A 25,817-nucleotide genomic window follows, 5' to 3' on the forward strand; every position below is an offset into this window, starting at 1 on the left:
GCGTCCCCTTCCGCCGCCTTTCTCAGGAGAAGTCCGCTTGACTCCGGATGACGAGGTGCGCCGCGGCCCCTGGCCTCGGCGCGCCGCAGCCTTCGCCGTGTGGTACCTGCGTGTCGCCGCCTTCGTCAACCTGCTCAGCGCGGTCTGGGTGTCCTTCGGGGCGAGCATCCGGCGGCACAGCGTCGACGACTACTTCACGCCGTATCTGCTGGAGGCCAGCTTCACCTCGGCCGTGGTGTCGCTGTTCATGGCGGTGACCCTGCGGCGCCGCAAACGGGCGGCCTGGATCCTCAACCTGGCACTGGCCGGGGTACTCCTGTTGCTGCTGGGTCTGCTGATGTGGTTCCCGGAGTTCCGGGCGCACGGCCAGAACTGGTTCTCGGTGGTGATCACGGCGCTGTTCGTGGCCGCCCTGGTGGTGGGCCGCCGGGAGTTCTACGCGATCGGCGACCGCTCCAACCCCCGGCTCGCCGCGGCGGTGGCGGCCGGGGGGCTGCTGGTCTGCTCGCTGATCGCCGCCTTCCTGGTGACCGTCACCAACCAGGCCGGTGACGCGTACCGGTCGACGTTCTGGGACCGCTGGCGCTACGGCGTACGGCGGCTGGTCTTCCTGGTGAGCGACGACAGCCCGTTCCCGGCGATCGACACCCCGGACTGGGTCAACGTCACCATCAACGTGATGAGCACGGTGCTGCTGGTGCTGGTGGTGTGGGCGGCGTTCCGCTCCCGCCGGGCCACCGACCCGTTGACGCCCGAGGACGAGGCGCGGCTGCGGGCACTGCTCGACAAGTACGGGGACCGGGACTCGCTGGGCTACTTCGCGCTGCGCCGCGAGAAGAGCGTCGTGTGGTCGCCGTCCGGGAAGGCCGCGGTGACCTACCGGGTGGTCGGCGGGGTCTCGCTGGCCTCGGGCGACCCGCTCGGCGACCCCGAGGCGTGGCCGGGGGCGATCGAACCCTGGCTGGCCGAGGCCCGGGCGCACGGCTGGATCCCGGCCGTGATGGGCGCGAGCGAGGAGGGCGGCACCGTCTACGCCCGGCACGGCATGGACGCCCTGGAACTCGGTGACGAGGCCATCGTCGACACCGCGGAGTTCACCCTGGAGGGCCGGGCCATGCGCACCGTCCGGCAGGCGTTCAACCGGGTGAAGCGGGCCGGGTACACGGTCCGCATCCGGCGGCACGAGGACATCCCCGAGGAGGAGATGGCCGAGCTGCTGCGGCGCGCGGACGACTGGCGCGACGGGGCGACCGAGCGCGGCTTCTCGATGGCGCTGGGCCGGCTGGGCGACCCGGACGACGGCCGCTGCGTGATGCTGGAATGCCATGACGGCAAGGGCGAGTTGCGGGCGCTGCTGAGCTTCGTGCCGTGGGGGCCCAAGGGCCTGTCGCTCGACCTGATGCGCCGTGACCGGGAGTCGGAGAACGGCCTGATGGAGTTCATGGTCATCGAACTCCTGCAGCGGGCGCGGGACCTCGGCATCGTCCAGGTCTCGCTGAACTTCGCGATGTTCCGCTCGGTCTTCGAACGCGGTTCCCGGCTCGGCGCCGGGCCGGTGCTGCGGGCCTGGCGGTCGCTGCTCAGCTTCTTCTCGCGCTGGTGGCAGATCGAGTCGCTGTACCGCGCGAATGCGAAGTACCGGCCGATCTGGGAGCCTCGTTTCATGCTGTTCGAAAAGAGCAGTGACCTGCTGCGCATCGGCATCGCCAGCGCCCGCGCGGAGGGTTTCCTGGAGGCGCCCGGGCTGCCCAAGTGGCTGAACCGCAAGCATCTGGAGAGCCGGCGATGAACCGTGCGGCGCTGCGCCGCGCCGCACGCACGGAATGGGGACCGCTCGCCGCGACCGTGACGGACGCCCTCGCCCGCGACCGGCTCCGCGCGATCCCGATGACCCTCTCGGCGGTCGCCCTCACCATGGCCCTCCAGTGGGTGCAGAACCGGCCCTGGGGTTTCGGCCCCGTCCAGGCGGCGGGGTCGGTCCGGGCCGAGCTGCCGTGGTGGCTGGCGCTGCTGCGCACGCCGCTGTCGCTGTTCGTCCCGGCCCTGGACCTGCCGGTCTGGGGGGCGCTGGTCCAGGTGCTGATCGTCTTCGGGATCGCCGAGATCTGCCTGGGCCGGTGGCGGACGCTCGGCATCGCCTACGTCGCCACCCTGGCCGGGACGATGTACGCGCGGCTGGCCATCGCCCTGGGCCCCGGCTGGCTGGGGCTGCCCCCGGAGGCGGCCAAGGTGGTCGACACCGGCCCGTCGGCGGCCGTGGTGGGGCTGGCGGTGTACGTGGCGTGGCGGTACCGGGCCTGGGCCACCTGCGCGGTGGTGGCGCTGGCGATGGCGGCCGAGGTGGCCGTCAAGCCGAATCTGGCGGGCAAGGAGCACATCGCGGCCGTCGTGGCGATGCTGACGCTGAGCGCGGCGGAGGAGGTGCGCGGGCGCCGCCGCAAGCCGCGGGACGACCGCTTCCGGGGCGGCCCCGGGAGCCCGGGCGGCGGGGGTCAGCGGTCGGGGGCGCCGGCCACCAGGTCGTGAAGCCGGTTGCGGACCGCGTTCCAGCGGGCGTCGTGCCGGTAGGCCCGCACCCGGGCCCGGCGGCGGGCGCGCGGGCGGTGGCGGTAGAAACGGCGGGCCCACGGCGACCCGGGCCGGGCCAGCCGCACCGCGCCGACCAGCGCCACCAGCGGCACCACCGCGCCGATGAGCGCTATCCGCGGCTTGCCCTTCGCCAGTGCGAACAGCGCGATCAGAAAGTTGATCAGGATGTTCGAGACCAGGATGCTGCGGCCGCGCAGCTCCTCGGGCGTCAGCTCGTTCACCCCGAAGGGGGAGAACCCGAAGAGGACCAGACCGACCAGGGCCGCCGTCAGCACCACGATCTCGACGCTCTTGCGGCCCTGTTCGGTCCAGTAGACGTCGTCGAGGTGCAGGATCAGCGCGAACTCGTCCAGCACCAGCCCGGCGCCCGCGCCGAAGAGGACCGCCGCGACCAGCGCGCCCAGCCCGTGCCGGCCCGCCGCCACCGCGCCGAAGCCGCCGATCACCATCAGCACCACGCCCGGCACGACGTGGTGGACGTGCAGGCCGCCGGGCCGGATGTTGCGGAAGGGGCCCTTGCCCGCGCGGATGAGCCGGGTGATGACCCGGGTGACGAGGAACGTCAGCACGAACGCGGTCAGGGCCGCCAGCAGCGGCAGCTTGCCCGGCTCGACGACGTTGCGGTCAAGCCAGTGTTCCATCGGACTCCCGCACTTCCGAACTCGCCCTGACGTGCAGCTTACCGACCGGCGGGCATCCGCCCCCGCTCGCGCGAACGGCTTCCGGCGACCGGGAGTCCGCCCTCCGGCCGGCCCCTCCGCGGTCGCCCCCCGACCGCCCGGGGGCCACTGCCGAGGCCCGGGATACCCTGCCCGCGATGACCGACACCCCCTCCCCGGACTCCCCCGGTTCCCCCCGCGCGACCAGCGGTGACGCCCTCCGGTTCGCCTTCGGTACGTTGACCGTACTGCCGGTCCGCCTCACCCGCTGGGACCGTGCGGCGGCGCGCGGGGGCATGCTCGTCGCCCCGCTCGCCGGGCTCGTCGTCGGCGCGTGCGCCGGTGCGGCGGGCTGGCTCCTGCTGCTGCTCGGCGCGGGGCCCGCGGTCGCCGCGGTGGCCGCCGCCGCCGTGCCCGCCGTGCTCACCCGGGGGCTGCACCTGGACGGGCTCGCCGACGTCGCCGACGGGCTGGGCAGCGGCAAGCCCGCCGAGGACGCGCTGCGGATCATGAAGCAGTCGGACATCGGTCCGTTCGGCGTCGTCACCCTGGTGTTCGTGCTGCTCGGCCAGGCCGCCGCGCTGCACGGCCAGTACGCCGCCGGCGGGGCGCGCGGCGCGCTCGCCGCCCTGGTGGCGGCCGTCGCCGCGCGCTGCGCCCTCACCCTCGCCGCCCGCCGCGGCGTCCCGGCGGCCCGCCCCGGCGGGCTGGGCGCGGCGGTCGCCGGGGCGGTGCCCGTCCCCGCCGCCCTGGCGGTGACCGCCGTCGCCTGCTGCGCGGCGGCCGGTGCCGGCGCGTTCCTCGGCCCGGGCGCCGCCCTGCGCGCCGGGATGGCCGTCCCGCTGGCCGCCGTGGCGGCCGAACTGCTCCTCCGGCACTGCCTGCGCCGCTTCGGCGGAGTCACCGGGGACGTCTTCGGCGCCCTCGCGGAGACCGCGGCGACCACCGCGGTGATCGTCACGGCCCTGGGCTGAACGACCGCGCGGGGATAGGCTCGCGCCAGCCCGAAGGCCCGGACCCCGGCGGCGCACGCGCGGCGCATACGATGCGCGGTGGCGGCCGGCACAGGCCTCGCTGTGCTCTCAAGCCGTGGAACCTCAACGGAAGTAGGGACACCCACCACCGTGACTGCTCTCACTCTCAGCACCTCCGGCGCGGCGACGCTGCGCGCGGACGCCCTCGTCGTCGGTGTCGCCAAGGGCCCGAAGGGACCCGTCCTCGCGCCCGGCGCCGAAGCCGTGGACCAGGCTTTCGACGGAAAGCTGGCCGCCGTCCTGGAGACCCTCGGCGCCTCCGGCGAGGAGGGCGAGGTCACCAAGCTGCCCGCCCCGGCCGGCGTCAAGGCCTCCGTCGTGGTCGCCGCCGGTCTCGGCGGCGTCCCCGCGAAGGGTGACGGCTACGAGGGTGAGGCGCTGCGCCGCGCCGCGGGCGCCGCCGCCCGTGCCCTCGCCGGTACGAAGAAGGCCGCCTTCGCGCTGCCCGTGACGGACGCGGACGACGTCGCCGCGATCGGCGAGGGCGCCCTGCTGGGCGCGTACACCTTCACCGCCTTCCGCAGCAACGGCGGCGGCAAGGGCGCCTCGAAGAAGGGCGAGCCGCCGGCGGACGTCGTGATCCTCGGCGGCAAGCCGCGCGACAAGGCGTTCAAGGCCGCCGTCGAGCGGGCCGCCGTGGTGGCCGCCGAGGTCAATCGCGCCCGCGACCTGATCAACACCCCGTCGAACGCCCTGCACCCGGCCGCGTTCGCCGCCCTCGCCCAGGAGGCCGCCAAGGAGCACGGCCTCAAGATCGAGGTGCTGGACGAGAAGGCGCTGCTCAAGGGCGGTTACGGCGGTCTGATGGGCGTCGGCCAGGGCTCGGCGAACCCGCCGCGGCTGGTGCGCCTCGGCTACACCCACCCCAAGGCGGAGAAGACCCTCGCCCTGGTCGGCAAGGGCATCACCTACGACTCGGGCGGCATCTCGCTCAAGCCGGCCGGCCACAACGAGACCATGAAGTGCGACATGAGCGGCGCCGCCGCCGTGTTCTCGGCCGTGCTGGCCGCCGCCAAGCTGGGCCTGCGCGTCAACGTCACCGGCTGGCTGGCCCTCGCGGAGAACATGCCGTCCGGCACGGCCACCCGTCCGGGCGACGTGCTGACCATGTACAGCGGCAAGACCGTCGAGGTCCTCAACACCGACGCCGAGGGCCGGCTGGTGCTCGCCGACGCCCTGACCCGGGCCTCGGAGGAGAACCCGGACGCGATCGTGGACGTCGCCACCCTGACGGGTGCCATGGTCCTCGCCCTGGGTGACCGCACCTTCGGTGTCATGGCCAACGACGACGCGTTCCGCACCGCGATCCACGAGATCGCCGAGGCGGTCGGCGAGCAGGCGTGGCCCATGCCGATGCCCGCCGAGCTGCGGAAGACGATGGACTCCCCGGTCGCGGACATCGCCAACATGGGCGTACGCAACGGCGGCGGCCTGATCGCCGGCCTGTTCCTCCAGGAGTTCGTGGGCGAGGGCATCACCTGGGCGCACCTGGACATCGCGGGCCCGGCCTTCCACGAGAGCGCCCCCTACGGGTACACCCCCAAGGGCGGCACCGGCTCCGCCGTCCGTACGCTCGTCCGGCTGGCCGAGCACACCGCCGACGGCGACCTGGGCTGACGTCCGGGCCGCGTCGGCCCCCCTCGCGGAAGCGCCGCGCGGCCCCGGGAATGCGTCCGGGGCCGCGCGGCGTTCGCTCTGGACGAACGCCCCCGGGGCACCGCGCCGGCGGACATCTCTACGCGCGAGTAACCCATCGAAGGTGACGCATCAGTCGCCCCTCAGCCCGGCCCGGCGTCCCGCCGTCCGTCAACAAGTGCGAAGATGTTGTCTCGGCAGGACAGGGCCCCCAGTAATCACAGGGCCGAAGCAAAGCGGCCGAACGACAGCCGCCGCCCGGTCATCGACGACCGGCAACGGCGTACCCATGCATGGAGGACGTGACGTGGCGAACGACGCCAGCACCGTTTTCGACCTAGTGATCCTCGGAGGCGGTAGCGGCGGTTACGCCGCTGCCCTGCGTGGAGCGCAGCTTGGTCTCGACGTCGCCCTGATCGAGAAGGACAAGCTGGGCGGCACCTGCCTGCACCGCGGCTGCATCCCCACCAAGGCTCTGCTGCACGCCGGCGAGGTCGCCGACTCCGCCCGCGAGAGCGAGCAGTTCGGCGTCAAGGCGTCCTTCGAGGGCATCGACATCGCGGGCGTCCACAAGTACAAGGACGACGTGATCTCGGGCCTGTACAAGGGTCTGCAGGGCCTGGTCGCCTCGCGCAAGGTCACCTACATCACCGGTGAGGGCCGCCTGTCCTCCCCCACCTCCGTCGACGTGAACGGGCAGCGCGTCGAGGGCCGCCACGTCCTGCTGGCGACCGGCTCCGTGCCGAAGTCGCTGCCGGGCCTGACCATCGACGGCAACCGCGTCATCTCCTCGGACCACGCGCTGGTCCTGGACCGCGTCCCGAAGTCCGCGATCGTGCTGGGCGGCGGCGTCATCGGCGTCGAGTTCGCCTCCGCGTGGAAGTCCTTCGGCACCGACGTCACCATCGTCGAGGCGCTTCCCCACCTCGTCCCGGTCGAGGACGAGAACAGCTCCAAGCTGCTGGAGCGCGCCTTCCGCAAGCGCGGCATCAACTTCTCCCTGGGCTCCCGCTTCTCCGGCGTGGAGTACACCGCCGACGGTGTCAAGGTCTCGCTGGAGAACGGCAAGACCTTCGAGGCCGAGCTGCTGCTCGTCGCCGTCGGCCGCGGCCCGGTCTCCCAGGGCCTGGGCTACGAGGAGGCCGGGGTCGCGATGGACCGCGGCTACGTCCTCGTCGACGAGTACATGCGCACCAACGTGCCCACCATCTCGGCCGTCGGCGACCTGGTCCCGACCCTCCAGCTCGCGCACGTCGGCTTCGCGGAGGGCATCCTGGTGGCGGAGCGGCTGGCCGGTCTCAACCCCGTGCCGGTCGACTACGACGGCGTGCCGCGCGTCACGTACTGCCACCCGGAGGTCGCCTCCGTCGGTATCACCGAGGCGAAGGCCAAGGAGCTGTACGGCGCCGACAAGGTCGTCGCCCTGAAGTACAACCTCGCGGGCAACGGCAAGAGCAAGATCCTCAAGACCGCGGGCGAGATCAAGCTCGTCCAGGTCAAGGACGGTGCCGTGGTCGGCGTCCACATGGTCGGCGACCGCATGGGCGAGCAGGTCGGCGAAGCCCAGTTGATCTACAACTGGGAGGCCCTGCCCGCCGAGGTCGCGCAGCTCATCCACGCGCACCCGACGCAGAACGAGGCCCTCGGCGAGGCTCACCTGGCCCTGGCCGGCAAGCCGCTGCACTCGCACGACTGAGTCCCGAGCGCATCACCATCCGCACTACTCGTAAGGAGCAACCGCACCATGGCGGTTTCCGTAACCCTGCCGGCGCTCGGCGAGAGCGTGTCCGAGGGCACCGTCACCCGCTGGCTCAAGGCCGAGGGTGACCGCGTGGAGGTCGACGAGCCGCTGCTCGAGGTCTCCACCGACAAGGTCGACACCGAGATCCCGGCCCCCGCGTCCGGCGTCCTCGCCTCCATCAAGGTGGCCGAGGACGAGACGGTCGAGGTCGGCTCCGAGCTGGCCGTCATCGACGACGGCTCCGGCGCCCCGGCGGAGGCCGCGGCTCCGGCCGCTGCCGAGGCCCCCGCCGAGCCCGCCCCGGCGCCCGCCGCCGAGGCCGCGCCTTCCGAGGCCGCCCCGGCTCCGGCCGCCCCGGCCGAGGCCCCCGCCGCTTCCGCTCCGGCGAGCGGCGCCACCGGTACCGACGTCGTGCTGCCCGCCCTGGGCGAGTCGGTCACCGAGGGCACCGTCACCCGCTGGCTGAAGGAGGTCGGCGAGGAGGTCTCCGAGGACGAGCCGCTGCTCGAGGTCTCGACCGACAAGGTCGACACCGAGATCCCGGCCCCGGCCTCCGGCGTCCTGCTGGAGATCGTCGTCGGCGAGGACGAGGTCGCCGAGGTCGGCGCCAAGCTCGCCGTGATCGGTGCCCCGGGTGCCGCTCCGGCGCAGGCCGCCGCCCCCGCGCCGGCCGCCCCGGCCGCCGCTCCGGCCCCGGCCGCCCCCGCGGCTCCGGCTGCCCCCGCGGCTCCGGCCGCCCCCGCCGCTCCGGCCCCGCAGGCCCCGGCCGCCCCGGCCCAGCCCGCGGCTCAGGCTCCGGCCGCGCCCGCGGCTCCCGCCGCCCAGGCTCCGGCCGCCCCGGCTGCCGCCGCCAACACCGACGGCGCCTACGTCACCCCGCTCGTCCGCAAGCTCGCCGCCGAGAGCGGCGTGAACCTCGCGGGCGTCCAGGGCACCGGCGTCGGCGGCCGTATCCGCAAGCAGGACGTCCTGGCCGCCGCCGAGGCCGCCAAGGCCACGCCGGCCCCGGCCGCTCCCGCCGCCGCTCCCAAGGCCCCGGCCGTGGAGGCGTCCCCGCTGCGCGGTCAGACGGTCAAGATGCCGCGCATGCGCAAGGTCATCGCCGACAACATGATGAAGGCGCTGCACGGCCAGGCGCAGCTCAGCTCCGTGATCGAGGTGGACATCACCAAGATCATGCGGATGCGCGCCAAGGCCAAGGACGGCTTCGCCGCCCGCGAGGGCGTCAAGCTCTCCCCGATGCCGTTCTTCGTCAAGGCCGCCGTCCAGGCGCTGAAGGCCCACCCGGTCGTCAACGCCCGGATCAACGAGGACGAGGGCACCATCACCTACTTCGACTCCGAGAACGTCGGCATCGCCGTCGACTCGGAGAAGGGCCTGATGACCCCGGTCATCAAGGGTGCGGGTGACCTCAACATCGCGGGCATCGCCAAGAAGACGGCGGAGCTGGCGGGCAAGGTCCGCACGGGCAAGATCAGCCCGGACGAGATGTCCGGCGCGACCTTCACGATCAGCAACACCGGCTCGCGCGGTGCGCTGTTCGACACGGTCATCGTGCCCCCGAACCAGGTCGCGATCCTGGGCATCGGTGCCACGGTGAAGCGCCCGGTCGTCATCGAGTCCGAAGAGGGCACCACCATCGGCGTCCGCGACATGACGTACGTGACGCTCTCCTACGACCACCGCCTGGTGGACGGTGCCGACGCGGCCCGTTACCTGACGACGGTCAAGGCCATCCTGGAGGCCGCCGAGTTCGAGACCGAGATCGGTCTCTGATCCCGGCTCCCGCCCAGGGCGCGGCCCCGGCCCCGTACTCCGGTACGGGCCGGGGCCGCGCCGTTTCCCCCGCCGGGATAATGGCCGGGCGATCGTCCGGCCGCCGAGGAGCGCCCATGTCACCACCCGCCGTCCCCGCCGTCCCCGTCGTGCACTCTCTGCGCGAGCAGATCCGCGAGCACATCCTGGAGGGGATCGTCAGCGGCCGGTGGCAGCCGGGCGAGCGCATCGTGGAACGGCGGATCGCCTCGGAACTGCTGGTCAGCCAGACGCCGGTGCGCGAGGCGCTGCGCGAGCTGGAGTCGCTGCGGCTGATCGAGTCGTCCCCGAACAAGGGCGTCCGGGTCCGTGAGCTCACCGCCGCCGACCTCAAGGAGAGCTATCCGGTCCGCGCGGGCCTGGAGCAGGTCGCCGCCGAGCTGGCGGCCGAGGCGCTGGCCGAGGACACGTCGGCGCTCGACCGGGAGGTGGCGCCGCTGTACGAGGCGGACCGCCGGGGCGACCGCGAGGCCCAGGTACGGCACACGGTGGCCTTCCACCGGGAGATCGTGCTGGCCTCCGGCAACTCCGTGCTGCTGCACACCTGGGAGTCGCTGGGCATCGAGGTGTGGACCACCCTGTCGATCCGCTGGCTGAGCCCCCGGCCCCGGCCGCACGCGGACGACCACGCGGAGCTCGTGGCCGCGTTCCGCCGGCGCGACCCGCACATCGGGGAGCTGCTGCGGACCCATGTGCTGGGCTGCGCGCCGCAGATCTGAGGACGGGCGTGTGGCGCGGGTCGCCCACGGTGCCCGCCGCCACCGGTTGATCGATCATCGATCAAGGCGTATCGTCTCCGCCGGAGCCGCGCCGCGCGCCCTGTCCTGTGTCGCGGAGCGGCTCAGGGGTGACGACAGGTCCTCGTCCGTCGACCATGCCCTGGCTGGGCGTACGGGTACCTGTCGTCGTCCCCTGATCCCCGTCTTGATCCCCGTCTTCGGCAGCCTGCCGGTGCCGCACCTCGCTGTCCGCTGCCTTCCGGCTGCCTTCCCCGGTCCTCCGCGGTCTTCCGCGGTCTTCCGCGGTCTTCCGCGGTCTTCCGCGGTCTTCCGCGGTCTTCCGCGGTCTTCCGCGACGGCATCATGGGCGGATGCGAGCCGCCCGCCTCATCAAACTCGTCCTGCTGCTGCAGTCCCGTGCGTCCATGACGGGCCCCGAGCTGGCGCGGCGGCTGGAGGTCTCCGAGCGCACGGTCGCGCGCGACGTCCTCGCCCTGTGCGAGGCGGGCATCCCCGTCTACGCCGATCGTGGCAGGACCGGCGGCTACCGGCTGGTCGGCGGTTACCGCACCCGCCTCACCGGCCTCGGACGCACCGAGGCCGAGGCCCTCTTCCTCTCCGGCGTGCCGTCCGCACTCCAAGAGATGGGCCTCGCCGACGCCGCGTCCGCCGCCCGCCTCAAGGTCTCCGCGGCGCTCGTCCCCGAACTCGGCGACGCCCCGACGATCGCCGCCCAGCGCTTCCACCTGGACGCGCCCGGCTGGTGGCAGCCGGCCGACCCCCCGCCCCTGCTCCCCGCCATCGCGGAGGCCGTCTGGGACGACCGCCTGCTGACCGCCCGCTACGGGCGGCGGGACGGCACGGAGGCGGAACGGGAGCTGGAGCCGTACGCACTCGTACTCAAGGGGGGCGTCTGGTACCTGGTCGCACGCGTCGCCGCACCCCACCCCTCCCACCGCGTCTACCGGGTGGACCGCTTCACCGCCGTCGCGGCGGGCGCCGACCGGTTCGACCGGGACGACTCCTTCGACCTGCCCGCCTTCTGGGAGGAGCGGGCCGCGCTGTTCGCGCGGTCGCTGCTGCGCGAGACCGTCGTCCTGCGGCTGACCCCGGAGGGGGTGCGCCGGCTCCCGTACGTCACGGACCGGCGGGCCGGGCGGGAGGCGGTCGAGGGGGCGGGGCCACCGGACGCGGCGGGATGGGTCACGGTGACGCTGGCCGTCGAGTCGCTCGACGTCGCCCAGGAGCAGTTGCCGGCGCTGGGGCCGGAGGCGGAGGTGCTTTCGCCTGCGGAGTTGCGGGGGCGGTTCGCGGAGGCGGCGCGGAGGAGTGCGGCGTTGTACGGGGTGGGGTGAGGATGCCCCGGTCCCTCCCCTTCGCCGATTCCTGGGGCTGCGCCCCAGACCCCCTTGTCGCGGCTCCGCCGCTCGTCCTCAAACGCCGGACGGGCTGATGGACAGCCCGTCCGGCGTTTGAGGACAGCGCGCGAAGCGTGCTTCGGGGGCCTGGGGGCTTGCCCCCAGGAAACGGCGAAGGTGGGGGTCCCCCCTCTGGGGGAGGGACCGGGGCACAGCCCGCCGCAGGCGCCTACCGGTACGCCTCCGCCGTCGCCGCCTTGCCCCCGAACACCACGTCCGTGAAGTACCCGAGGCAGTCCGGCTGCGACCCGTCCACGTCCGTCACCCCGTAATGAGCGGCGAGCTCCCCGCCGAACCGTGCCTGCCCGTTCCACCGTCCCCGTTCCGGATCTCCGGCGAGAGCGGCCACCACCCGCCCGAGGTACGCCGGCGACTCGGCGATCGCGAAGTGCGGTTCCTTCTCCACCGCGTCCTGCCAGTTCTCCTCCGTCACCCCGAAGTGCTCCAGCATCTCCTCGGAGCGCAGGAACCCGGGGCTGAGGCAGACCGCCGTCCCCTCGTACTGTTCCAGCTCCCGGGCGAGCGCCCAGGCCATCCGGGCCGGCGCGAACTTGGCGAGGTCGAAGACCGCGTTCTCCCGGTAGTGCGCGGTGTTGAACTCCGGCGTTCCGTCCGTGATCTCGACCACCAGCCCGCCCGGCCGCCGGATGAGCAGCGGCAGCGCGCAGTGGCTGGTGATCAGGTGCGCGTCCTGGGCCAGGCGCAGCATCCGCAGCGCCCGCTCCAGCTTCAGGTCCCACACCCGGGTCCCGAACTCCAGCAGGTGGTCGCCGCCCCAGACGTCGTTGACCAGGACGTCGAGCCGGCCGTGCTCCCGGTCGATGCGTTCCACCAGGGCCCTGACCTGCTCGATCTCCAGGTGGTCGACCGGGACGGCGATGCCGGTGCCGCCCGCGGCCGTGACCAGTTCGGCCGTCTCCTCGATGGTCTCCGGCCGGCCGACCTCGCTGCGGTGTTCGCGTGTGGTGCGGCCGGTCGTGTAGACCACGGCCCCGGCCCGGCCGAGCTCGATCGCCATGGCCCGGCCCGCTCCCCGCGTGGCGCCCGCGACCAGTGCGACCTTGCCTTCGAGTGCCCTCGTTCCGGCGTTCACGTTCGTGTCGTCCCCTCTCGTAACCGTTCCCGGTCGGCACGCGACCTCGTCGCGCGAGACGAACAGTGTCACGAATACCGGACATCTTCTGTCGTGATTTCCCGGGTATTTCCCGCGCACCCCGCGCACCCCCACGCGACCGCTTCCGTACCCCTCCGCGTGCGTCCCGGCAGGCCAGGACGGATGCTGTTGCCGTGATGGACGAGACGGAGTTCTGGCAGCTCATCGACGAGACGCGCGCCGAGGCCGGCGGTGATCCCGAGGACCACGCCGATCTGCTGGTCGAGCGGCTGATGCGGCTCGACCCGGAGCGTGTCACGGACTTCGCCCGGCACTTCGAGGTGCGCTACAACCGGGCCTACCGGTGGGACCTGTGGGGCGCTGCGGCCGTCCTGCTGGGCGGCGCGGGCGAGGACGCGTTCGACTACTTCCGCTGCTGGCTGATCGGCCAGGGCCGGCACGTCTTCGAGGGCGCCCTGCACGACCCGGACCGCCTGGCCGGGCTGCTCGGCGATTTCGACGAGGAGACGGACGGGGACGCCGAGGACCTCGGGTACGCGGCCGAGGAGGCGTACGAGCAGCTCACCGGCGCCGATCTGCCGGACCTGGCGCTGCCGCCCCCGCCGGACGAGCCGGAGGGGTCCCCGATCGATCCCGGCGACACGGCCGCGCTGGCCGAACGGTTCCCGGCGCTGTGGGAGCGTTTCCGGTCGTAGGCCCGTTCACCAGTGCCCCCTTCCGGCCCACCCGGGCGGGGATCCCCCCACCCGGGCGTGGATCCCCCCTACCCGGGCGTGGATCCGGAACACCCGGGAAAGGTGTGACCCATGCGCATCGCCATCACCGGCTCGACCGGCCTCATCGGTACGGCGCTCGTCCGGTCGCTCGAAGCGGACGGCCACCGCGTCACACGGTTCGTGCGCCGCGCGCCCCGGAGCGAGGACGAGGCCGAGTGGGACCCGAAGCGGCAGCGGGTGGACGCCCGCGCGCTCGTCGGCTGTGAGGCCGTGGTGCACCTCGCGGGCGCCGGCGTGGGCGCCCACCGCTGGACGGAGGCGTACAAGCGGGAGATCCGGGAGAGCCGGGTGCTCGGCACGGCGGCGGTCGCCGACGCCGTCGCGTCCCTCGACACCCCGCCGCGGGTCCTGCTGAGCGCGAGCGCCACCGGCGTCTACGGCGACGCGGGCGACCGCCTCCTCGACGAGGATTCCCCGCCCGGCCGCGGCTTCCTGGCCGGGGTCTGCCAGGAGTGGGAGGCGGCCACGGCCCCCGCCGCGGAGGCGGGCGTACGGACGGTGCTGCTCCGCACCGGGCTGGTGGTGAGCCGCAGCGGTGGCGCCTGGGGCCGGATGTTCCCCTTGTTCCGACTGGGGCTCGGCGGGCCCCTCGGCGACGGCCGTCAGTTCTGGAGCTTCATCTCCCTGCGCGACCACATCGCCGCCCTGCGGCACCTGCTGGACACCACGGAGCCGTCCGGGCCGGTAAACCTGACCGCGCCGGAACCGGTCACCAACCGCGAGGTGGCCCGGACCATGGGGCGCGTGCTGCGCCGGCCCGCGCTGCTGCCCGCGCCCGCCCCGGCGCTCAGGCTGGTGCTGGGCGAGCTCGCGTCGGACGTGCTGTCCAGCCAGCGGGTCGTCCCCCGGCGGCTGCTGGACTCCGGTTTCCGGTTCGCGCACCCGGACGTCGAGAGCGCCGTCCGCGCGGCACTCACCCCCGACGGCCGCGCTTCCGCCCGATGATTGAGCGCCCCGGAACCGTAACCGTGCGACCGCCGTGCGACCGTGCTCTATCCGTGCGCGACTGTTATTGACCGGAATTCTCTCTACGGTCGAGGCGAACTCGCGCATTGCGCCAGCCGGTTGGGGGCATCACGCCCCCGAGCGAGCGGACCGACCCCGGGAGGCCACGTGGCCAGCAGCGCACGCCACACCGCACACCATGCCGATGTCGTCATCGTGGGAGCCGGCCTCGCCGGGCTCTCGGCAGCACACCAACTGACCAGCGCCGGCGTCGGCGTCACCGTCCTGGAGGCCGCGGACCGGCCGGGCGGGCGGATGACGACGGACCGGATCGACGGCTTCCGGCTGGACCGTTCCGGCCAACTGCTCAACACCGCCTTCCCGGACCTGCGACGCACCCCCGGCCTGGGCACCCTCGCCCTGCGGCCCTTCCTGCCCGGGGTCCTTGTCCACGCCGACGGCCGCAACCACCGGATCGGCGGCGAAGCCCGCGGAGCCAAGAGGGCGTTCACCACCGCCCGCGCCCTGGCCACGGCCGCCCGCGCCTCCCGGGCCACCGGCCTCGACCAGGCACGGCTCGACGCGGCGCTCGCCCGGCTCGCCGCGCTGCCCACCGACCGGCTGCTGGCCCGCCCGGACCGCCCGACGGCCGCCACCCTCGCCGGCCGCGGCCTGCCGTCCCGCACGATCGAGGGCTTCCTCCGCCCACTGCTGGCCTCCCTGCTGTCCGACCCCGAACTGACCACCTCCAGCCGCTGCGCCGACCTCGTCCTGCGCGGCTTCGCCCGCGGCCGGCTCTGCCTCCCGGCGGGCGGGGCGGGCACGGTGGCCGAACTGCTGGCGGGGCTGCTGCCGCCGGGAACCGTCCGGACCGGCGTCCGGGCCACCTCCGCGGACATCACCTCCGTCACGACCGCCGCGCACGGCGAGATCGGCTGCCGCTCGGTGATCGTCGCCACCGGCGCCCGGGCCGCCGCCGACCTGCTGCCCGGCCTCCGGCTGCCCGGCTTCCACCCGGTGACGGTGCTTCACCACACCGCCGCCGAAGTCCCGCCCTGCGACGCCGCCCTGATCGTGACGGGCGGCCGGGGCGGGCCCGTCGCCCACACCACCGTCGCCAGCGAGGTCGACCCCGACCGGGCCCCCGCCGGCCGCGTCCTCATCACCTCCACCGTCCTCGGCCGCGCGGCCGGCACCCCGACCGCCGACCTGGACCGCACGGCGCGGGCGCAGTTGGCCCGGGTGTACGGCGTCGCCCCGGACGACCTCGAACTGCTCGCGTCCCACCACGACGCCGACGCCGTTCCCGCCATGCCGGCGCCGCATGACGTACGGCGCCCGGTGCGGTTGCTGTCCGGGCTGTACGTGTGCGGCGACCACCGCGACACGAGCACCGTGCAGGGGGCGCTGTTCTCGGGGCGGCGGGCCGCTCATGCGCTGCTGCGGGACCTGGGGATCCGGCCGGAGCAGGGGGCGCAGGCGCTGCGGGTGGCGTAGTGGGGGCCGATCGCGAACGCCGGACGGGCCGGAAACCAGCCCGTCCGGCGTTCGCGGACCTCGCGGCGAAGCCGCGTCGCCGGGGTCCGGGGCCGGAGCCCCAGGAATCGGCGAAGGGGGGTGCCCCTCTCCGGGAGAGGGGCCGGGGCCTACAACACCGCCACCTTCTCCCGGTACGCCCGGACCGCCGCCGCGTCCCGATAGGGATCGAGCCGCCGCTCGAACTCCCGCACGTACTCCACGGCCCGGACCGACCGCATCTCGGAAGCCGCCTGAGCCGCCTCCGCCCCCAGAGCACACGCCTGCTCCAACTCCCCCAGCCCCAGCCGCGCGGCGGCCAGCACCACCCGGCAGAAGAGTCTGCTCCGCGCATAGGCCGGCGCCCGGAGCTGCAGGGATCTCTCCGCGTGCTGCGCCGCCGCCCGCCACTGCTGGAGATCGCGGTGGCAGTGCGCGAACTCGTCCGCGAGCTCCGCCTCGTCGAAGAAGCGGATCCAGTACGGCACGTCGTCCGTGGGCCGGGCCGTCTCCAGCGCCCGTTCGGCGCGGGCGAGCGAGGCCGAGCAGGCCCGCACCTCGCCGAGCACCGCGTGCCCGCGCGCCTCCACCGCGTGCAGCAGGGACTGCACGACGGGGGGTGCCCCCGAGCCGACGCCCTGCTGGGCGACGCGGGCGAGCTGCACCGCCTCCCGGCCGTGGCCGAGGTAGACGGCCTGGCGGCTCATGGTCACCAGGACGTAGCTGCCGTAGGCCCGGTCACCCGCGGCCTGCGCCAGGCGCAGCGCCTGGACGTAGTACCGCTGGGCGAGCCCGTGGGCGGCGATGTCGTACGAGGTCCACCCGGCGAGCCGGGTGAGGTCCGCGGCGGCGCCGAACAGCCGGCGTCCCGTGGTCTCGCCGTACGTGCCGCGCAGCATCGGCTCGGCCTCGTGTTCGAGGTACCGGACGAGCGCCTGCCGCGCGTGCCCGCCGCCGTACGCGTGGTCGAGCGTGCGGAAGAGCTCGCCGACGGAGCGCAGGGCCGCGATGTCGCCCATGGAGACGCGGCTGCCGGGCGCCCGTTCGGCGCGCTGCCGGGGCACCGTCGGCCGGCCCGGGGGCCGCTCGCCGGCCCGGCCGCCGTCACCGGGGGGTCCGCCCGTGCCCGGCCCCTGGCCCCCCGGGGCGCCGGGGGGTCCGGCGGCCCCGGGGGGCGGGGCGGGCTGACGGGCCACCCGGTCGTCGGCCCGTCCGATCAGCCAGTCGCGGCTGGGCACCACCAGCCCCGCGGGCGTGAACGCGATTTTGCGTAGCTCGGTGTGGCTGCCGGAGTCCTTGCGCCACAAGCCGCTCACGATGTCAATGGCCTCCGCCGGCGACGCGGCGAATTCCAGCCCCGCGTACACCGGCGCACACGCGTCCAGCCCGAGGTCCTGCGCGGACAGCCGCCGTCCCAGCCGCCGGGTGAAGACCTCGGCGATCAACGCCGGCGTCGTACCGCGCGGCTGCTGGCCGCGGAGCCACCGGGTGACGGAGGTCTTGTCGTAGCGCAGGTCGAGGCCGTGCTCCAGCCCTAATTGATCGACGCGACGTGCGAGCCCCGCGTTGGAGAAGCCGGCCTCCGCGATGAGCGCGGCTAGCTGGCGGTTGGGAATGCGCTGTGGGGGTCGTTCCGTCATCAACCTGCCCGGTCTCCCTGATCGCCATTCTGGGAACGGCGTGAATTTAGCGGTCCCCGCCGCCCTGAACGCCACCTTCGCCCCGCATTCATCCGATCGTGTGAGGACAGATCAGAGACAGATCAAATAGGCACGGAAAAGCGCCGCCAGACGATCTTGTAAGGGGCTCGACCGCAGTCCATTCGGAGGCCGCCGTACAGTGGCTGGGGCACGGGTCGCGTCCGGGACGTACGCACCCGTGGACACCAGGGGTTCGAGGAGAACCGACCAGGACGGGAAGAGGAGCCGCCGTGAGTGAGCTGCGCTTTGTCCATCTGGGCTTCGGCGCGGACGCCGTCGAGTACCAGGAGGCGTGGCAGGAACAGCGCCGTGTGCACGCGGCCCGGTTCGCGGACGAGATCCCGGACACCTGCCTGCTGCTGGAGCACCCGGCGGTCTACACGGCCGGACGGCGCACGGAGGACAGCGAGCGCCCCCTGGACGGGACGCCGGTCGTCGACGTCGACCGCGGCGGCAAGATCACCTGGCACGGTCCGGGCCAGCTCGTCGGCTACCCGATCCTCAAGCTCCCGCGCCCGGTGGACGTGATCGCCCACGTGCGCCGCCTGGAGGAGGCCCTGATCCGGACCTGCGCGGAGTTCGGACTGGCCACCACCCGGGTCGAGGGCCGCAGCGGCGTCTGGGTCCTCGGCGAGACCCGCGAGCGGCCCGCGACCGGCGGTCTGCACCTGGACCTCGCGGCCCCCCGCCCGGCGGACGACGAGTTCGACCCCCGGCTCAACGGCCCCGAGTACGCCCCCTCCAACGCCGGCCAGCGCGGCGAGGACCGCAAGCTCGCCGCGATCGGCATCCGCATCGCCAAGGGCGTCACGATGCACGGCTTCGCCCTGAACTGCGACCCGGACAACACCTGGTTCGACCGCATCGTGCCGTGCGGCATCCGGGACGCCGGCGTGACCTCGCTCTCGAACGAGCTCGGCCGGCGGGTCTCCGTCGCCGAGGTGGTGCCGGTGGTGGAGAAGCACCTGCGGGAGGTCCTGGAGTCGGCGGAGCCGCTGCCGCGGGCGGTCTAGCGGCGGGCCGGCGGCTGGCTGGCTGGCTGGCTGGCTGGCTGGCTGGCTGGCTGGCTGGCTGGCTGGCTGGCTGGCTGGCTGGCTGGCTGGCTGCGTAACGGCCGGTTTCGGCCATCCGACACTCCCCGGCCGGGCCCGGCGGATCCCCGCCGCCCGGGACCTCCGCCCCGCACCCCTCCGGGAATGCCGCCGACGTCTCGCCGGTTCCCCGGGCGTAAGAACGTCAGAACGAACGGGCGTACCCTGGTGTCCGCCGAAGAATCGAAGCCATAGGGAGCCGGAGTGTCCGCTGTCGCACCCGACGGACGCAAGATGCTGCGCCTTGAGGTCCGGAACGCCCAGACCCCCATCGAACGCAAGCCCGAGTGGATCAAGACCCGGGCGAAGATGGGCCCCGAGTACACCGAGCTCCAGGGTCTGGTGAAGCGCGAGGGCCTGCACACGGTGTGCCAGGAAGCGGGCTGTCCCAACATCTACGAGTGCTGGGAGGACCGCGAGGCGACGTTCCTCATCGGCGGTGACCAGTGCACCCGGCGCTGCGACTTCTGCCAGATCGACACCGGCAAGCCGCAGGCCCTGGACCGTGACGAGCCGCGCCGCGTGGCCGAATCCGTGCGGTCCATGGAGCTCAAGTACGCGACGATCACCGGCGTGGCCCGCGACGACCTGGAGGACGGCGGCGCCTGGCTGTACGCCGAGACCGTCCGCCAGATCCACGGCCTGATGCCGGACACCGGCGTCGAGCTGCTGATCCCGGACTTCAACGCCAAGCCCGACCAACTGGCCGAGGTCTTCTCCTCCCGCCCGGAGGTGCTGGCGCACAACGTCGAGACGGTGCCCCGGATCTTCAAGCGCATCCGCCCCGGCTTCCGCTACGAGCGCTCGCTCGAGGTCATCACCAAGGCCCGCGAGGCCGGTCTGGTGACCAAGTCCAACCTGATCCTCGGCATGGGCGAGGAGCGCGAGGAGATCACCCAGGCCCTCCGCGACCTCCACGAGGCGGGTTGCGAACTCATCACGATCACCCAGTACCTGCGCCCGTCGCCGCGTCACCACCCGGTGGAGCGGTGGGTGAAGCCGCAGGAGTTCGTGGAGCTCCAGCAGGAGGCCGAGGAGATCGGCTACGCCGGCGTGATGTCGGGGCCGCTGGTCCGCTCGTCGTACCGGGCGGGACGGCTGTACCGCCAGGCGATCGACAAGCGGAGCGAAGCGGCGGCGTAGCTCCCTTTGCCGTCCCTGTCGTCCGACGCGGCCCGACCGGCCCCACCTTCCCACCCGGAGGGCCCGGTCGGGCCGCGTCAACGTTTCAATAGACTTTGACCACCCCGACACGCGCCGGTAACACCGTTGGGTGACGATGTGCGCACGAACAGTCGTGCGTCCATCGGACTGGCGCACGACCGCGCACGACGCACCGCCGCTCCCCCACCTCTCATCCTTCCGCCCACGAGAGGACACGACATGCAGGCCGCGCCCGCCCGCGCGACGACGGCGACCGCCGCGCACGCCTTCTCCGCCCTGCCTTCCACGCTCGCCGTCCGGCCGCCCTCGGTCACGGGTGCGCTGCTGGCCCTGGAACGCCTTCTCCTGCGCGGCGGCCAGCGCACCGCCCGCCGCAACGCGTGGACCGCGGTCCTGGAGGACCGGCGCCGGGCCAGGGACCGGAGCGAGGTCCAGCACCTCCTGGAGGCCGCGGCGGCAGCCGGTCCGCGGGCCACGTGAGCGGCCCGCAGGCCACGTGAGCCGGCGGCCCCCGGGACACGTAAACTTCGCCATATGGCGAGGAAGGAAACATCCGAGAACCCCGGGCGACTGAAGCAGATCGCCCTGACCTACAAGATGACCAAGAAGGTCGATTCGAAGGTCGGTCTTGTCGTCGCGGGCGTGGGCATTGTCACCTTCGGTGTCCTCCTCGCCATCGGCTTCTTGATCGACCACCCGATCTACCTGGGCATCCTGGGCTTCCTGCTGGCCTTCCTCGCGATGGCGATCGTCTTCGGCCGCCGTGCCGAGCGTGCCGCCTTCGGGCAGATGGAGGGCCAGCCGGGCGCGGCGGCCGCCGTGCTGGACAACATCGGGCGCGGCTGGACGACGACCCCCGCGGTGGCGATGAACCGCAACCAGGACGTCGTCCACCGGTCGGTCGGCAAGGCCGGCATCGTGCTGGTCGGCGAGGGCAACCCGAACCGGCTGAAGGGCCTGCTGGCCGCCGAGAAGAAGCGGATGGCGCGCATCGTCGCCGAGGTGCCGGTGCACGACATCGTGGTGGGCAACGGCGAGGGCCAGGTGCCGCTGAAGAAACTGCGCACCACGCTGCTGAAGCTGCCCCGAGTGCTGCCGGGCGCGCAGGTGACGGTCGTCAACGACCGGCTGCGGGCGCTGGGCGACCTGATGAGCAACATGCCGATCCCGAAGGGTCCGCTCCCTGGCAAGGGCATGCGGATGCCGAAGGGCCGCTGACACGGCCGCAGCGAAAGGCGCGGACGGAATGAGGGCGGGGCGGGACCGTATCGGTCCCGCCCCGCCCTCATCCGTTGCCGGCCCGCACTGCGTTGCCGACCCGCCGAAGCGGCCGGCCTGCCGACGCGGCCTGCCTGCCGACGCGACCGGCCTGCCCGCCTGCCTGGACGGGCCGGGCCGGGCCGGTCACCGTTCCGCTAGGACCGCCGACGGGCCGGTCACCGTACGGCCAGAACCGCCGACAGGCTGGTCACCGTTCGGCTAGAACCGCACCTGCACGGCCTTGGCGAGCCGGTCGTGCAGCCCGCGGGTGTCCCGGTCCCAGATGACGGCCGGGATGACGATCACGAGGAGCACGCTGCGCAGCAGGGCCTTCGGGAACGTCAGCCGGTCGCCGCTCTCCCCGATGACCCGGATGCGGAGCAGCCGCTTGCCGGGGGTGAAGCCGACCGTGCCGACGGTGAGCACGCTGAGCAGGAAGAAGACCAGCAGCGCCCAGTTGCCGGCCCGGTGGACGTCTCCCCGGGCGAAGAGGCCGTACGCGATGAGCATGCCCAGGCCCCAGTCGATGAAGATCGCGGCGAACCGCCGTCCGAGCGGGGCGACGGAGCCCGGCCCGTGCTCCGGCAGCCCGAGCTGTTCCCCGCGGTAGCCGAAGTCGATGCCCATCTGCTCCGCCGCCGCGCGGGGGCCGGAGAGCCACGAGCCGATTGCTTGCCTTTTGTCCACCCGACCACGGTACTGGGCACGCTTGCGATCACTACCGGCCGGGTAGGCGTCGCACTGATTCGATGATCATTTCGCGGCGCTCCGGTTAACCTCGGCGAAACAAATGGGTCATGCTTGGGAAATCCGGTCTCTCTAGGGTCGGCCGCAGCACCACCGAAGCAATCCCCGACCGCTGGCGGCCGGGCTAGGAGGGTTGGATGTTCCAGAACGGCGACGACGCCAAGAAGTTCATCAAGGACGAGGACGTCAAGTTCGTCGATGTCCGTTTCTGTGACCTGCCGGGCGTGATGCAGCACTTCACCATTCCGGCGGCGGCGTTCGACCCGGCCGAGGAGCTGGCCTTCGACGGCTCGTCGATCCGCGGTTTCCAGGCCATCCACGAGTCCGACATGGCCCTGCGCGCCGACCTCTCCACGGCGCGCGTGGACCCGTTCCGCCGCGACAAGACCCTCAACATCAACTTCTTCATCCACGACCCGATCACCGGCGAGCAGTACAGCCGTGACCCGCGGAACGTGGCGAAGAAGGCCGAGGCGTACCTCGCGTCCACCGGTATCGCGGACACCGCGTTCTTCGGCCCCGAGGCCGAGTTCTACGTCTTCGACAACGTCCGTTTCGAGACGTCGGCGAACCAGTCCTTCTACCACATCGACTCCGAGGCGGGCGCCTGGAACACCGGTGCGGTGGAGAACAACCGCGGTTACAAGGTCCGCTACAAGGGCGGCTACTTCCCGGCCCCGCCGGTCGACCACTTCGCCGACCTGCGCGCCGAGATCTCCCTGGAGCTGGACAAGGCCGGCCTTCAGGTCGAGCGCCAGCACCACGAGGTGGGCACCGCCGGCCAGGCGGAGATCAACTACAAGTTCAACACGCTGCTGGCCGCCGCCGACGACCTGATGCTCTTCAAGTACATCGTGAAGAACGTCGCCTGGCGCAACGGCAAGACCGCCACCTTCATGCCCAAGCCGATCTTCGGCGACAACGGCTCCGGCATGCACGTCCACCAGTCCCTGTGGACCGGCGGCGAGCCCCTCTTCTACGACGAGCAGGGCTACGCGGGCCTCTCGGACACCGCCCGCTACTACATCGGCGGCATCCTCAAGCACGCCCCGTCGCTGCTGGCCTTCACCAACCCGACGGTGAACTCGTACCACCGCCTGGTCCCCGGCTTCGAGGCCCCGGTCAACCTGGTCTACTCGCAGCGCAACCGCTCCGCCGCGATGCGCATCCCGATCACGGGCTCCAACCCGAAGGCCAAGCGCGTCGAGTTCCGCGCCCCGGACCCGTCCTCCAACCCGTACCTCGCCTTCTCGGCCCTCCTCCTGGCCGGCCTCGACGGCGTCAAGAACAAGATCGAGCCCGCCGAGCCGATCGACAAGGACCTCTACGAGCTCGCCCCCGACGAGCACGCCAACGTCCCCCAGGTCCCCACCTCCCTCCCCGCCGTCCTCGAAGCCCTCGAGGCCGACAACGAGTACCTCCAGGCCGGCGGCGTCTTCACGTCCGACCTGATCGAGACCTGGATCGACTACAAGCGCACCAACGAAATCGCCCCGATGCAGCTCCGCCCGCACCCGCACGAGTTCGAGCTGTACTTCGACCTCTAAGCCGGGGCGTGGCCGGGCAGCCGGAGACAGGTCCGCGTCCTGCGAGTCTCTTCCTGCAGGTCTCGCAATCACCACGGGCCTTCCGCCCGCCGACGCACCAGGTGTGCGCCGCCCGGCCGTTTCACCGGCTCGGCGACAGCAACGGTAAGGCCGTTACCCCAGACGGGTAACGGCCTTACCGTTTTCACACGCGCGGACATCCGCCGGGTAAATCACTGCGCTCCGATTACGTGCCCCGCTCCAAGAGCTTGTCGGCCTCTTGTGCCGGGGACACGCAGGCCAGACGCTTGGGGTTCCACATGATGATCTGTGTCGTGCCGTACCCGTACCAGCCTGGCCCCCCGAAAGCTGTCATGAGGCCGGACTCCCGCCAAAGCTCGAAACGCCTCCGATCATCGTCACTCACCGAATACGGCGACGACGTGATCGCGGCCGGCAGCCCGTCCTTGAGCCAGAAAACGGAGTGGTCAAGCCAGTCCTCGTCACTGCGGGGACCGGTACCGTACCTGCCGCACACGTCAGGTCCGCACTGCCTGCCGGCCTTACGCAACAGCCACCTTGGGCAGCATCCGCTCTCGCTGCTACGCAGGCCGTGATCTTCTGCCCAACCCACGATGACCAGTTGAGCCACGCGCGCATGGGCGACAGCCTTCTCGTACTGCTCTCCGCTGAGCCCGCTGCGTCGCCGGTTCGGAGTGGCGAGCCCGTAAGGCCACAAGATTTCGCCTTGCTGCTTCTTGAAAATCTTCGACGCCCGGAGCTCCAAATCGCGGTCCACGTCTGCCTCCTGACACCGGTGAACAGGTCATGACCGTCAGGTCGTCCCCTGGAGCTACGGCTCAACTACCCAGAGCGGATGCCATCGTAAGCTTCGTTGCAAGGCCCCACAGGGGCCGAATCTGTCCGGCACTCACATCTTGCGTTCGTCGGCTCAGGCGCAAGACGTTGCTGTACGGTGTGTCCGACGTTGCTGCGGCAGCGTGTCTCGCTACACCCGGTCCCGGCGCCGGCGCGAGCAGTGGGCTCTCGAGAGTCACCCGCAGTTGGCAGTCAGTACGCACCAGGACATCCGACCTGTCTCTCCTGTCGTCGCCGGGCGGCTAGCGGAAGGGGCGACGCATGTCCAGGTCACGCAACACCAACCGTTTGGCCAAGAAGATCCGTGACCAGACGCCACTCACGCTCTCGACTGCCTCCAGGCTGGCCCGGCAGGCCGACGTCTACCTCGGGTCCTCGATCGTGGATTCCCCAGATCCGCTTCAGCGCCGCCTGGAAGCACATGTGGCTCACGTGTTGGCCAGCAGCTTCCATGACCACCAACTCAACGGCGCCCTTCTTGGCGTACGAGAAGCGGAGCCAGAGAGTCGAGGCGTGAGGCTGATGCTGGAGTCCGAGATGGCGGACGAGGTTCTCCGCGAGCTTCTCCCACGGTTCGACCAGCTCTACGGAGGTATCCGTGGGGTCCCCGGGTTGCGCGTTCGAGGGAGCGGAAAACGGCTGATTCTCCACGATGCGCTGAGCTCGGCTCAAATCACCGTAGCGCGCGCCGACGATGCCCACATCCGCCTACCGTCCGCGCGCGACGGCGAGGTACTTCTGTGGAAACGAGTTCCCGGTGGGCTCTCTCGTGATGAAAGGGAGGAGGCTGACCAGTGGAGGGAATCCAGGTGGGTCAAAGACCTGGGAATTCGCGACTTGTTGCTGAGCCGAATCCTGCGCTGCCCTGGGCTGGTCAACAGGACTGCGGCGCCGCACGGTTTCGCCAACTGCTACACCCATCACGCCGGTGACATCGTGATCGAGTGGTGCTGCGGCGACACGGTGGAAGCTCTCTGCGCGGTCCTGTTGGCTCATGGCTTCGTCGACGACGTGCCCCGGACGAAGACTTTCGAGTTGCTCTCGCAGTGCTCCGCTCGCTTCGGGGACTGGACAGTGATCCTGAACCGTCACGCGACGTGCTTGTATGGCGACGGCGCGGAGAACCTCGCGGAAGTCATCAGGAATGGTTACCCGTCGTGACCCTGTCCGGGATCGTGCTCGTAGTGCCGGCGTGCATGGTCCTGGCCGCTGTCGCGCGCTATATGCGAGACCTGGCGGTACTTCGCCGCCTGGAGCGGCTCCTGGAAGGCTGCGACCAAGGGCAGCGGGTCGAGGTCTGCCGGATCCTCGCTGCCTCGCTGCACACGGCCCGGAGAGCGGGGCCGGGAGGGGAACCGCAGGAGGAGCCGCCACTCAGCGGGACAGCGGAGCGGTGACCCACCGGCTCGGAGCTGCGAAGGCACTCACCGTGTACCCCTTCGCCGGCTGTCTGCTCGAACCGCTCGAACCTGGCCGAGCTCGCAGGGCCG

Annotated in this window: 22 protein-coding genes; 17 read left to right on the top strand and 5 right to left on the bottom strand. The window is 72.2% G+C overall.

The features are described from left to right. The first annotated feature begins 37 nt into the window (after positions 1–37). Both ACZ6X9_RS12720 and ACZ6X9_RS12725 read left to right on the top strand, forming a co-directional pair. Positions 38–1,789 (top strand): phosphatidylglycerol lysyltransferase domain-containing protein, encoded by a 1,752-nt coding sequence (locus tag ACZ6X9_RS12720; protein ID WP_469777996.1) that lies wholly within the window; start codon positions 38–40, stop codon positions 1,787–1,789. Next, complete coding sequence (locus tag ACZ6X9_RS12725; RefSeq protein WP_469777997.1) at positions 1,786–2,526, top strand: hypothetical protein; 741 nt, start codon at positions 1,786–1,788, stop codon at positions 2,524–2,526. Before ACZ6X9_RS12720 ends, ACZ6X9_RS12725 begins: the two co-directional genes overlap by 4 nt. On the opposite strand, the gene ACZ6X9_RS12730 is transcribed toward ACZ6X9_RS12725, so the two are convergent. Beyond that, entirely contained in the window at positions 2,493–3,230 is a 738-nt protein-coding gene (locus tag ACZ6X9_RS12730; RefSeq protein WP_469777998.1) for a hypothetical protein, read from the bottom strand. The two genes, ACZ6X9_RS12725 and ACZ6X9_RS12730, sit on opposite strands and share 34 nt — an antisense overlap. 176 nt (positions 3,231–3,406) lie before the next feature. Here ACZ6X9_RS12730 and ACZ6X9_RS12735 point away from each other — a divergent pair, with 176 nt between their 5' ends. The 6 genes from ACZ6X9_RS12735 (at position 3,407) to ACZ6X9_RS12760 (ending at position 11,547) form a co-directional block, all read left to right on the top strand. After that, the gene (locus ACZ6X9_RS12735) at positions 3,407–4,222 is read left to right on the top strand and encodes an adenosylcobinamide-GDP ribazoletransferase (protein WP_469777999.1); all 816 of its coding nucleotides are present in this window, start codon (positions 3,407–3,409) and stop codon (positions 4,220–4,222) included. 150 nt (positions 4,223–4,372) lie between these two features. After that, positions 4,373–5,899: a leucyl aminopeptidase gene (locus ACZ6X9_RS12740; RefSeq protein WP_469778000.1), complete on the top strand. Its 1,527-nt coding sequence runs from the start codon at positions 4,373–4,375 to the stop codon at positions 5,897–5,899. 325 nt (positions 5,900–6,224) lie between these two features. Beyond that, positions 6,225–7,613 (top strand): dihydrolipoyl dehydrogenase, encoded by a 1,389-nt coding sequence (gene lpdA, locus ACZ6X9_RS12745; protein WP_469778001.1) that lies wholly within the window; start codon positions 6,225–6,227, stop codon positions 7,611–7,613. A 48-nt stretch (positions 7,614–7,661) separates the two neighbouring features. Continuing rightward, a complete protein-coding gene (gene sucB / locus ACZ6X9_RS12750) occupies positions 7,662–9,434 on the top strand; it encodes a 2-oxoglutarate dehydrogenase, E2 component, dihydrolipoamide succinyltransferase (protein ID WP_469778002.1) in 1,773 nt (590 codons plus the stop codon). A gap of 116 nt (positions 9,435–9,550) precedes the next feature. Beyond that, positions 9,551–10,192 carry a GntR family transcriptional regulator gene (locus tag ACZ6X9_RS12755; protein ID WP_469778003.1) on the top strand — a complete coding sequence of 214 codons (642 nt, stop codon included), beginning with the start codon at positions 9,551–9,553 and terminating at the stop codon, positions 10,190–10,192. Positions 10,193–10,563: 371 nt separating this feature from the next. Then, positions 10,564–11,547: a helix-turn-helix transcriptional regulator gene (locus tag ACZ6X9_RS12760; protein ID WP_469778004.1), complete on the top strand. Its 984-nt coding sequence runs from the start codon at positions 10,564–10,566 to the stop codon at positions 11,545–11,547. 232 nt (positions 11,548–11,779) lie between these two features. Here the strand turns inward: ACZ6X9_RS12760 and ACZ6X9_RS12765 are convergent, their stop codons facing one another. Continuing rightward, the gene (locus tag ACZ6X9_RS12765; protein WP_469778005.1) at positions 11,780–12,703 is read right to left on the bottom strand and encodes an SDR family oxidoreductase; all 924 of its coding nucleotides are present in this window, start codon (positions 12,701–12,703) and stop codon (positions 11,780–11,782) included. 197 nt (positions 12,704–12,900) lie between these two features. Between ACZ6X9_RS12765 and ACZ6X9_RS12770 the strand changes: the two genes are divergently transcribed. The 3 genes from ACZ6X9_RS12770 to ACZ6X9_RS12780 all read left to right on the top strand — a co-directional run bounded on the left by ACZ6X9_RS12770 (position 12,901) and on the right by ACZ6X9_RS12780 (position 15,942). After that, positions 12,901–13,419, top strand: a complete 519-nt coding sequence (locus tag ACZ6X9_RS12770) for a DUF4240 domain-containing protein (protein WP_469778640.1) — start codon at positions 12,901–12,903, stop codon at positions 13,417–13,419. 111 nt (positions 13,420–13,530) lie between these two features. Continuing rightward, positions 13,531–14,445, top strand: a complete 915-nt coding sequence (locus ACZ6X9_RS12775; RefSeq protein ID WP_469778006.1) for a TIGR01777 family oxidoreductase — start codon at positions 13,531–13,533, stop codon at positions 14,443–14,445. A gap of 168 nt (positions 14,446–14,613) precedes the next feature. Then, positions 14,614–15,942 (top strand): NAD(P)/FAD-dependent oxidoreductase, encoded by a 1,329-nt coding sequence (locus tag ACZ6X9_RS12780; RefSeq protein WP_469778007.1) that lies wholly within the window; start codon positions 14,614–14,616, stop codon positions 15,940–15,942. Positions 15,943–16,091: 149 nt separating this feature from the next. On the opposite strand, the gene ACZ6X9_RS12785 is transcribed toward ACZ6X9_RS12780, so the two are convergent. Beyond that, the gene (locus ACZ6X9_RS12785; RefSeq protein WP_469778008.1) at positions 16,092–17,600 is read right to left on the bottom strand and encodes a regulator; all 1,509 of its coding nucleotides are present in this window, start codon (positions 17,598–17,600) and stop codon (positions 16,092–16,094) included. A 290-nt stretch (positions 17,601–17,890) separates the two neighbouring features. Between ACZ6X9_RS12785 and lipB the strand changes: the two genes are divergently transcribed. The 4 genes from lipB to ACZ6X9_RS12805 all read left to right on the top strand — a co-directional run bounded on the left by lipB (position 17,891) and on the right by ACZ6X9_RS12805 (position 21,133). After that, positions 17,891–18,673 carry a lipoyl(octanoyl) transferase LipB gene (lipB, locus tag ACZ6X9_RS12790; protein WP_469778009.1) on the top strand — a complete coding sequence of 261 codons (783 nt, stop codon included), beginning with the start codon at positions 17,891–17,893 and terminating at the stop codon, positions 18,671–18,673. Positions 18,674–18,955: 282 nt separating this feature from the next. Then, positions 18,956–19,894 (top strand): lipoyl synthase, encoded by a 939-nt coding sequence (lipA, locus tag ACZ6X9_RS12795; RefSeq protein ID WP_469778010.1) that lies wholly within the window; start codon positions 18,956–18,958, stop codon positions 19,892–19,894. A 240-nt stretch (positions 19,895–20,134) separates the two neighbouring features. Next, entirely contained in the window at positions 20,135–20,395 is a 261-nt protein-coding gene (locus tag ACZ6X9_RS12800) for an SCO2195 family GlnR-regulated protein (protein WP_469778011.1), read from the top strand. A 54-nt stretch (positions 20,396–20,449) separates the two neighbouring features. Beyond that, positions 20,450–21,133, top strand: coding sequence for a DUF4191 domain-containing protein (locus ACZ6X9_RS12805; protein WP_469778012.1), 684 nt, complete (start codon positions 20,450–20,452; stop codon positions 21,131–21,133). 261 nt (positions 21,134–21,394) lie between these two features. Here the strand turns inward: ACZ6X9_RS12805 and ACZ6X9_RS12810 are convergent, their stop codons facing one another. Next, positions 21,395–21,862, bottom strand: coding sequence for an RDD family protein (locus ACZ6X9_RS12810; protein WP_469778013.1), 468 nt, complete (start codon positions 21,860–21,862; stop codon positions 21,395–21,397). A 197-nt stretch (positions 21,863–22,059) separates the two neighbouring features. Between ACZ6X9_RS12810 and glnA the strand changes: the two genes are divergently transcribed. Beyond that, positions 22,060–23,469, top strand: coding sequence for a type I glutamate--ammonia ligase (gene glnA / locus ACZ6X9_RS12815; protein WP_469778014.1), 1,410 nt, complete (start codon positions 22,060–22,062; stop codon positions 23,467–23,469). 226 nt (positions 23,470–23,695) lie between these two features. Here the strand turns inward: glnA and ACZ6X9_RS12820 are convergent, their stop codons facing one another. Beyond that, positions 23,696–24,247: a hypothetical protein gene (locus ACZ6X9_RS12820; protein WP_469778015.1), complete on the bottom strand. Its 552-nt coding sequence runs from the start codon at positions 24,245–24,247 to the stop codon at positions 23,696–23,698. Between the two features lie 368 nt (positions 24,248–24,615). Here ACZ6X9_RS12820 and ACZ6X9_RS12825 point away from each other — a divergent pair, with 368 nt between their 5' ends. Beyond that, complete coding sequence (locus ACZ6X9_RS12825) at positions 24,616–25,488, top strand: hypothetical protein (protein ID WP_469778016.1); 873 nt, start codon at positions 24,616–24,618, stop codon at positions 25,486–25,488. The last annotated feature ends 329 nt before the right edge of the window (positions 25,489–25,817 follow it).

Source organism: Streptomyces sp. NPDC052910, assembly GCF_055585605.1.

Excerpts from the sequence above, each read along its gene's own strand:
- ACZ6X9_RS12725 (WP_469777997.1), top strand. The coding sequence starts at position 1,786 with ATGAACCGTGCGGCGCTGCGCCGCGCCGCACGCACGGAATGGGGACCG.
- ACZ6X9_RS12730 (WP_469777998.1), bottom strand. The coding sequence starts at position 3,230 with ATGGAACACTGGCTTGACCGCAACGTCGTCGAGCCGGGCAAGCTGCCG.
- ACZ6X9_RS12735 (WP_469777999.1), top strand. The coding sequence starts at position 3,407 with ATGACCGACACCCCCTCCCCGGACTCCCCCGGTTCCCCCCGCGCGACC.
- sucB (WP_469778002.1), top strand. The coding sequence starts at position 7,662 with ATGGCGGTTTCCGTAACCCTGCCGGCGCTCGGCGAGAGCGTGTCCGAG.
- ACZ6X9_RS12755 (WP_469778003.1), top strand. The coding sequence starts at position 9,551 with ATGTCACCACCCGCCGTCCCCGCCGTCCCCGTCGTGCACTCTCTGCGC.
- ACZ6X9_RS12760 (WP_469778004.1), top strand. The coding sequence starts at position 10,564 with ATGCGAGCCGCCCGCCTCATCAAACTCGTCCTGCTGCTGCAGTCCCGT.
- ACZ6X9_RS12770 (WP_469778640.1), top strand. The coding sequence starts at position 12,901 with ATGGACGAGACGGAGTTCTGGCAGCTCATCGACGAGACGCGCGCCGAG.
- ACZ6X9_RS12775 (WP_469778006.1), top strand. The coding sequence starts at position 13,531 with ATGCGCATCGCCATCACCGGCTCGACCGGCCTCATCGGTACGGCGCTC.
- ACZ6X9_RS12785 (WP_469778008.1), bottom strand. The coding sequence starts at position 17,600 with ATGACGGAACGACCCCCACAGCGCATTCCCAACCGCCAGCTAGCCGCG.
- ACZ6X9_RS12800 (WP_469778011.1), top strand. The coding sequence starts at position 20,135 with ATGCAGGCCGCGCCCGCCCGCGCGACGACGGCGACCGCCGCGCACGCC.
- ACZ6X9_RS12805 (WP_469778012.1), top strand. The coding sequence starts at position 20,450 with ATGGCGAGGAAGGAAACATCCGAGAACCCCGGGCGACTGAAGCAGATC.
- glnA (WP_469778014.1), top strand. The coding sequence starts at position 22,060 with ATGTTCCAGAACGGCGACGACGCCAAGAAGTTCATCAAGGACGAGGAC.